Annotated in this window: 6 protein-coding genes; 3 read left to right on the forward strand and 3 right to left on the reverse strand. The window is 68.8% G+C overall.

Going from position 1 to position 8,012, the window contains the following annotated elements:
• Positions 1-3,184: SDR family NAD(P)-dependent oxidoreductase (locus tag A5709_RS18790; RefSeq protein ID WP_156768100.1), on the forward strand; the 3,184-nt coding region annotated here is incomplete at its 5' end.
• 39 nt (positions 3,185-3,223) lie between these two features.
• On the opposite strand, the gene A5709_RS18795 is transcribed toward A5709_RS18790, so the two are convergent.
• From A5709_RS18795 to A5709_RS18805, 3 genes are read right to left on the reverse strand one after another with little or no spacing between them, the layout of a single operon-like run.
• Positions 3,224-3,646 (reverse strand): PPOX class F420-dependent oxidoreductase, encoded by a 423-nt coding sequence (locus A5709_RS18795; protein WP_068121568.1) that lies wholly within the window; start codon positions 3,644-3,646, stop codon positions 3,224-3,226.
• A gap of 3 nt (positions 3,647-3,649) precedes the next feature.
• The gene (locus A5709_RS18800; protein ID WP_068008119.1) at positions 3,650-4,756 is read right to left on the reverse strand and encodes an acyl-CoA dehydrogenase family protein; all 1,107 of its coding nucleotides are present in this window, start codon (positions 4,754-4,756) and stop codon (positions 3,650-3,652) included.
• A gap of 7 nt (positions 4,757-4,763) precedes the next feature.
• The gene (locus A5709_RS18805) at positions 4,764-5,924 is read right to left on the reverse strand and encodes an acyl-CoA dehydrogenase family protein (protein ID WP_067942946.1); all 1,161 of its coding nucleotides are present in this window, start codon (positions 5,922-5,924) and stop codon (positions 4,764-4,766) included.
• A 196-nt stretch (positions 5,925-6,120) separates the two neighbouring features.
• Here A5709_RS18805 and A5709_RS18810 point away from each other — a divergent pair, with 196 nt between their 5' ends.
• Positions 6,121-6,972, forward strand: a complete 852-nt coding sequence (locus A5709_RS18810) for a ComEA family DNA-binding protein (protein ID WP_068008116.1) — start codon at positions 6,121-6,123, stop codon at positions 6,970-6,972.
• Positions 6,973-6,977: 5 nt separating this feature from the next.
• Positions 6,978-8,012, forward strand: a 1,035-nt coding sequence (locus A5709_RS18815; protein WP_068121571.1) for a ComEC/Rec2 family competence protein, incomplete at its 3' end; no start/stop codon positions are given.

The following is an 8,012-nucleotide window of genomic DNA, read 5'->3' on the forward strand; positions in this document are numbered from 1 at the left end:
CTTCGCCGACATGGAGCTGGCGTGGGGACCCACCTGGTCGACATCCCTGAAATCGCTTTGGGTGGGCGAAGGTGAGGCGCTCGGCGATGTCGTCGTCGGCGACGAACTCGCCGAACATCTGGGCAGTGAGCCCATCCATCCGGTGCTGCTGGACCTCTGCACCGGCGTCGCCTTCCCGGCCTTCCCGGCGCTTCTCGCGGCCACCGAACAGGGCGCGGTTCCGGATCTGTTTCTCCCGCTGCGGTACGGACGGGTGGTGCTGTCGGATCGGATGCCACAGCGGTTCTACTGCCGCGCGAAGTGGCGTACCGGCGGTATCGAAAGCGAAACCCAGGTCTTCGATCTCGATTTCGTGGATCGGAATGGCCGCCACCTGGGCGGAATACGCGAGTTCACCGTCAAACGCGCGCCCCGGGAAGCCTTATTGCGCGGGCTTGGCGGCGACGCTTCCCGGTTGCTGTACACCCTGGGCTGGCATGAGGTGCCGGTGCCCGAGCCGATCAGTGATACCGGACCCGGCGAAAAAGCCCACGGCACATGGCTGGTCGCAGGTTTCGACGAGCTGGCCGCCGAGCTACCGGGTTGTATCCGGTCCGAAGCGGCGATGGGCCAGCAGGGCTGGCAGCAGCTCATCGCACGCGCCCAGGAGAGCGGTGCGTCGATCACCGGCATCGTCTGGCGTGGCGGGGGCCGACCGAACTCGGAGGAGTCAAGCGACGAGTTCGGCGCTCGGCTGGAGACCGACATCGACAACATCCTCGGCGCGATGCGAACTCTGCTGGCCGAAGAGGGAGTGAATCTGCCTGGCGGGCTGTGGATCATCACCGAACGAGCGGTGGCGACCGAACCCGGCGAAAAGGTGGATCCGGTGCAGGCGGCGCTGTGGGGGCTGGGGCGTACCGCCATCGCCGAGCAGCCCACGCTGCGCTGCAGGCTGGCCGACCACGACGGATCGGACACGGCCGCGCACTCGCTCGCACGCCTGCTCCGCGCACCGGACGGATCTGTCCACGAGCCGGAACTCGCACTGCGGCAAGGCAAGTTCCTGGCATCCAGGCTGGTGCCATGGGCACGCAGCGGTCACCTCGCGGTGCCGCGCACAGGCGACTATGTCCTGGCGCCGACTGAACGCGGCGCCATCGACAACCTGCGACTCGCCGAGACGGAAGTGCTGTCGCCGGCCGCGGGCCAGGTGCAAGTTCGGGTGGAGGCCGCCGGCCTCAACTTCCGGGATGTGCTCAATGTGCTGGGCCTCTACCCGGGCGATCCGGGGCTGATCGGCGGCGACTTCGCGGGTATCGTCACCGAGTTGGGTTCCGACGTAACCGGATTCGAGGTCGGCCAGCGCGTCTTTGGCTTCATGCAGGGAGCGTTCGCCAGTCGGATCAATGTTCCCGCTCAATTGCTGGCGCCGGTGCCGTACGGGCTCAGCGCGGTGGCCGCGGCGACCATTCCGGCTGCCGCACTGACGGCCCGGCTCGCGTTCGACTGGGCGCAGCTGAAGCCGGGTGACCGCGTGCTGATTCACGCCGCGAGCGGTGGCGTCGGCCTGGCTGCCATCCAAATGGCGCAGCAGCACGGGGCGACCGTCTTCGCCACCGCCAGCGCCTACAAACGCGCGACCCTGCGCAACCTGGGTGTCGAGTATGTATATGACTCGCGCACAACGGATTTCGCGGAACAGATCCTCGCCGACACCGGCGGTGCCGGCGTCGATGTGGTGCTCAACAGCCTGACCAACGAGGGCTTTGTGGAAGCGACCGTGCGGGCCACCGCCCACAATGGGCGCTTCGCCGAGATCGCCAAGCGGGACATCTGGACCCCGGAGCGAATGGCGGCGGCCCGTCCCGACATCGACTACGAAGTGGTTGCACTGGACGGGACGATTCTGCAAGACCCAGAACGCATCCAGCGATTGCTGACCGAAGTGTCGGACGGGTTGGGCAGCGGCGAGTGGACGCCGCTGTCCGCCGAGATCTACCCGCTGAGCGAGGCCAAGACCGCGTTTCGGCGCATGCAGCAGGCGCGGCACATCGGCAAGATCGTGCTGCAGATGCCGAACCCGCTACAGCCGCAAGGTGATCGGAGCTATCTGATCACCGGGGGCCTCGGAGCCCTCGGCCTGCACACGGCGTCCTACCTCGCCCAACTCGGTGCCGGTGACATCGTGCTGACCGGCCGCCGCGAACCCGACGCGGACACGCAACAGGTGATCGCCAACATCACCGAGCGCTACCGCTGCCGGATCCACACCGTTGCGGCCGACGTCGGCGACGAGTCCCAGGTCGAGGAGTTGCTGGAGCGGATCCGGGCGGAGCTGCCGCCGCTGGCGGGGGTGCTGCACCTGGCGGGCGTCCTCGACGACGCGCTGCTGCCGCAGCAGAGCGTCGAACGCTTCCGGACGACCCTGCTGCCGAAAGCGTTGGGCGCCTGGAATCTGCACCGATTGACCAGGAAAGACGATCTGGACTTCTTCATCCTTTACTCCTCGATATCCAGCGTGCTCGGTTCGCCCGGCCAGGCCAACTACGCAACCGCCAATGCGTTGCTCGACGGGCTCGTTGCCGAACGCAGAGCGCAAGGTTTGCCCGCGACCAGTGTCAACTTCGGTCCCTGGGCGCACGGCGGCATGGCCGCTTCGGAGGCGGCGCGCGCCAACCTCGGTGCGCAAGGCCTGGTTTCGGTGGAACCCACGGCAGCCCTCAATGCGCTCGGTGAAATCGTTGCCCACGGAACGGGGCAGGCGACCGTGATCAAGGCCAACTGGCAGCGTGCCGCGAAGATGCTGCGGGGTTCACGCCCACCGATTCTCGACCACTTGCTGCCGCGCGAGACCGCCACGACGCCCGGCGACAGCGAGCTGCTCAAGAAGCTGCATGAGGTGCCGGAGGCGGAGCGGGTCAGTTTCCTGACCGAATTCCTGCAGCAGGAAGTGCAACAATTCCTGCGGCTCGCGCAGCCGCCCGCCGCGACCAGCCGCTTCCTCGACCTGGGTACCGATTCACTGATGGCGGTCGAACTCCGCAACCGGTTGTACGGCCAGTTCGGCGGCGCATTCACCATCAGCGCCACAGCGGTTTTCGACTACCCGACGATCAGCTCGCTCGCCGAGTACCTGGCCAGCCAGGTGCCCGATCTGGTTCCGGAGTCAGGCGGTAGCGAACCCGTCGGCGCGCCCGGATGATCCCCGCGACGAACCGGTTCGCGTTCTTCGGCCCCCGCGTCAGTCGCTGATATCGAAACCGGCGATCACCTTGGTCGGGCGCACCCGCACCACCAGTTCGCCGGGCGCGGAGTTGCGGCGGCCGAACTCCTCGGCGCGGTCGGCACCCATGTACCGGGCGCCGGTCCGGGTGGCGACGTCGAGTACGTCGGCCGGTTCCTCGCTCACCGTGGCCACGCCCTGCACCTGAACGAACGAGTACGGCGGATGGGGATCGTCGACGCAGATCACCACTCGCGGATCACGGTGCAGGGCACGCCCTTTCGACGTTTCGCGGCCGGTGTTGAACGCCAGCTGGTTGCCGTCGACCACGAACCACACCGGCGCGACCAGCGGCCGGCCGTCGCCTGCGACGTAACCGAGCATCCCGGTACGGGTGCCGGCTGACAGGAACTCGACGACTCTGTCGGACAGCTCCGTCATGGGCTAGAGGCGGGCGAGGTCGTAGTCGCCGATGTGGTCGATCAGATTGTGCAGGTGGTCGCTCGAGGTTCCCAGGATGTGTTCGATCGCGGTGAGCCGGGCCGCATAGTGGGCGACCGGATATTCGGCGGTCACGCCGATCCCGCCGTGCAGCTGAATCGACTCCTGGGCGATATGCCGACCCGAGCGGCCGATCTGCAGCTTGGCGCGCGAGGCGATCACCGGCTCGAGGTTGCCGTCGGCGATCGACATCGACGCGTACATGCTCATGCTGCGGGCCAGTTCCAGCGAAACGTACATGTCGGCCGCCCGCTGCGTGAGTGCCTGAAACTTGTTGAGTGTGACGCCGAACTGCTTGCGGGTCTTGAGGTAATCGGTGGTCAGCCGCAGCGCTTCCTCCATCACCCCGACCGCTTCGGCGCACAGCGCCGCCTGAATGCGGATGATGGTGCCGAGGATGGCCTGGGACGCGTCGACGGCTTCACCCAAGGGTTCCGCCGGTGTTGCGTCGAAGTCGACCTGCGCGCCGCGTTGTCCGTCGAAGGTCCGGTACGGGTGACGCGTGACCGCGCCCGCGTCGGCCAGGAACAGGCCGGTGCCGCCGTCCGGCAAGGCGGCGCTGACCACCAGCGCGTCGGCGCAGTCGCCGGCGAGCACCGGGTTCTTGCGCCCGCTCAATGTCCACGAATCTCCTTGCCGCACAGCCTTGGTGCCCACGTCCGCGGTCGGCTTACGGTGGCCGGGTTCCAGGTGGGCGAAGGCCAGCAGCCGTTGGCCGGCCGCGACGTCTTCGAGCTGCGCCTTCTGGGCGTCGGTGCCCCGCTCGGCGATCAGCGCGCCGGGCGCAAGCGCGGCGTGCAGGATCGGCTCGGGGGCCAACCGGCGCCCGGCTTCGGCGAGCACGACCATGATCTCGATTTGGCCCGCCTCGTCCGGGTCGAAGCCGAGGCCGAGGATCCCGGTGTCGGCGAGCTGACTCCACACCTCGCGGCTCCAGCCCAGGTCGGAGCCGATCACCTTGTTGCGGCTCTCCGGGTCATAGCTGCGCGACAGCAGCTCGCGGGTCGTGTCGCGCAGCAGGGTCTGCTCGTCGGTCAACTGAAAGTCCATGGCTGCCTCACAATCCCAGAATGGTGGACGCGATGATGTTGCGCTGCACCTCGTTGCTGCCGCCGTAGATCGACGTCTTGCGGTAGTTGAGGTAGTGCGGCGCGCTGTGTTGCGCCCAGTCCGGAGACGCGATGTCTTCGCCGTCGGCCGGCAGGGCATCGGGCCCGGCCACCTCGACGAGCAGCTCGGTGGCGATCTGCTGCAATTGGCTGCCGCGCAGCTTCAGGACCGACGAAGCCGGATTGGGTTGCCCGTTCGCGGAGTCCGTGACCACCCGCGACTGCGTGAGTTCCAATGCCAGCAACTCGTTTTCGGCCTCGGCCAGGCGGGCCGCGAACAGGGGATCCTGCAACACCCCGGTGGCCGCCGCGTGTTTCTTCACCTCGGCGAGGCGCACCTTGGTCCGGCCGACGCCGGCGATGCCGGTGCGCTCGTTGCCCAGCAGGAACTTGGCGTACGTCCAGCCCTTATTCTCTTCTCCTACAAGCTGGTTGGCGGGCACCCGGACGTCTTCGAAAAAGATCTCGTTGACCTCGTGGCCACCGTCGATCGTCTTGATGGGCCGCAGCGTGATGCCCGGGGTCTTCATGTCGAACAGCAGAAACGAGATGCCTGCCTGCCGTTTGGGCGCCTGCGGGTCCGTGCGCACCAGGCAGAAGATCCAGTCCGCGTACTGGCCGAGCGTGGTCCAGGTCTTCTGGCCGTTGACGACGTAGCTGTCGCCGTCCCGCACCGCTGTGGTGCGCAATGACGCCAGGTCCGAACCGGCCTCGGGCTCGGAGAATCCCTGACACCACCAGATGTCGAGGCTGGCCGTCGGCGGCAGGAAGCGTTGTTTGACCTCCTCCGAACCGAATTCCGCGATCACCGGGCCCACCATCTTGGTGTTGAAGTTCAGCGGCTCCGGGACGCACGCCAGCTGCATCTCGTCGGCCCAGATCTGGTGCTGGGTGGCCGTCCAGTCCTTGCCGCCCCACTCGACCGGCCAGTTCGGTACCGCCAGACCGTGCTCGTGCAGGATCTTGTGGCTGGTCACGATGTCTTCGTGGTTCACCTCCGCCGAACCTCGGCGTACCCGCTCGCGCAGCTCCTCCGGAATCTTGGTGGTGTAGATGGTGCGGAGCTCGTCGCGGAACGCGGCTTCCTCCGGTGTGAGCGCCAGTTGCACGGCGGCCTCCTGTCGTCTGGGGGTGAACGTGGCTACCAGCGTCGGATGGATGCCCGGTTCTGGCGATGCGTTCTTCGGTCCATCTTGACCCATCCCGTATAGCGGTTTGTGCACAGCCTCGGCTTAGTCCACAGTCGCGGTCCCGGTGCCGCCGCTCGGGGGCCGATCTGGCGGTCGGCGCACCTACGGTCGGCGCATGCGAACAGAACTTCCCGCCGAGCGTCTGCAGCGGCGACTCGGTGCCGAACCGGATGCCGAGTCCGACGGCGCCGGGTCGGCGTCGCCCGGGGAGGCGGTGGACGAGGACCAGAATTCACTGCTGCCGCGGTGGCTGCCGGCTGCGGCCCCGGATCGGGGCTGGATGGCCAGGCTGCGCGCCGACCCGGGCCGTGCGGGTGCCGTCGGGTTGGCGATCGTGGCCGCGCTGGCCGTCCTGGTCACGGTGTTCACGCTGCTGCGTGACCGGCCGGCGCCGGTGATGTCGGCGAAATTGCCGCCGGTCGAGAAGGCGTCGACGGCGAGCCCCAAATCGTCGGCGAACCCCAGCGCCGGCCCCGACCGGCCGGTGGTGGTGAGCGTGGTGGGCCTGGTGCATAGCCCCGGACTGGTCACCCTGGCGCCCGGGGCGCGCGTCGCCGACGCGCTGCAGGCCGCGGGCGGCGCGGTCAACGGCGCGGACACCGTCGGGCTGAACATGGCGCGTCCGCTCGGCGACGGCGAGCAGATCGTCGTCGGGCTTCCGCCCATCCCCGGACGGTCGGCGGCGTTGGGAAGCTCGGTGGCCTCCGGTACGACACCGACGTCCAAGCCACCGCCACCACGGACCGGAGCGGGGCCGGGCAAGCAGAAGGCGGGTGAGGTGCTCGACCTCAACACCGCGACCGTGGACGACTTGGACGCCCTGCCCGGCGTCGGGCCGGTCACGGCCGCCGCGATCGTGGCCTGGCGGCAGGCGAACGGCAAATTCACCAGCGTCGACCAGCTCGCCGATGTCGACGGCATCGGGCCCGCGCGATTGGAGAAGTTGCGCGCCCTGGTCCGTGTCTGACCCCCGTGCACGATTCCGACCTCGCCGAACCGGGCGCGGCACGCGTTGACGCGCGCCTGGTGCCGGCCGCGCTCACCTGCTGGGTGGTGACCGCCGCCGGGATCTGGTGGCCGATCGGCCGGGTGATCGCGCAGGCCTGCCTGTTGTTGGTCGCCGCCGCCGGCGCGCTGGTCTGGCGCGCCGCGCGCCGGCGAGGGGAGACGGGGAGGCATCGGGCCGTCAGCGCCGGCCTGGTCGCGGTCGGCGTCACCGGCGCCGGGTTCGGCTTCGCGGCCGCGTTGCGCGCCGAGGCGGTCGATCGCCACCCGATCACCGCGGCGTTCGGGACGGCCGCCCCGGTGACGGTCACCCCAACGGAGAGCCCGGTGTCGTTGGGCCGCGGCCGGCTCATGTTTCGCGCCACGCTGCAGCGTCTGCGCGACGCGCAGATCTCGGGGCGGGTGGTCGTTTTCGCGCGCGCACCGGATTTCGCGTCGGATGGCGACGGGTTGATGGTGGGTCGGCCAATGCGGTTCACCGCCAGGATCAGCCGCCCGACCCGCCGCGACCTCACCGTCGCTGTGCTCAACGCGTCGGGCCGCCCGACTCTGGGCACCGCCGGCGCCGTGCATCGGGCGGCGCACACGGTGCGCGACAGGTTCGAAACCGCGGTTCGCGGTGCGTTGCCCGTCGAGCAGGCGGCGATGCTGCCCGCCCTGGTGCTGGGCGACACCTCGGCGGTTCCCGCCGAGACCGACCGGGACTTTCGCGCGGCCGGGATGACGCACTTGATGGCGGTGTCGGGCGCCAACGTGACCATCGTGTGTGCGGCCGTGCTGTTCACCGCACGCCTGATCGGTCCACGGGCGGCGGTCGTGCTGGCTGCCCTGACACTGATCGCGTTCGTCATCGTCGTGGAACCGACGGCGAGCGTGTTGCGGGCGGCCGTGATGGGCGCCATCGGGCTGGCGGGATTGCTGTCCTCGCGCAGGCGGCAAGCCATTCCGGCGCTTTGCGCCGCGGTGCTGGTCTTGCTGGCGCTGGCCCCCCAGTTGGCCGTC

It is taken from the genome of Mycobacterium sp. E1386 (assembly GCF_001672745.1).
Classification (GTDB): domain Bacteria; phylum Actinomycetota; class Actinomycetes; order Mycobacteriales; family Mycobacteriaceae; genus Mycobacterium.

What these genes read in the sequence shown, in the direction of transcription:
- A5709_RS18795 (WP_068121568.1), bottom strand. Translation starts at nt 3,646, where the DNA reads ATGACGGAGCTGTCCGACAGAGTCGTCGAGTTCCTGTCAGCCGGCACC.
- A5709_RS18800 (WP_068008119.1), bottom strand. Translation starts at nt 4,756, where the DNA reads ATGGACTTTCAGTTGACCGACGAGCAGACCCTGCTGCGCGACACGACC.
- A5709_RS18810 (WP_068008116.1), top strand. Translation starts at nt 6,121, where the DNA reads ATGCGAACAGAACTTCCCGCCGAGCGTCTGCAGCGGCGACTCGGTGCC.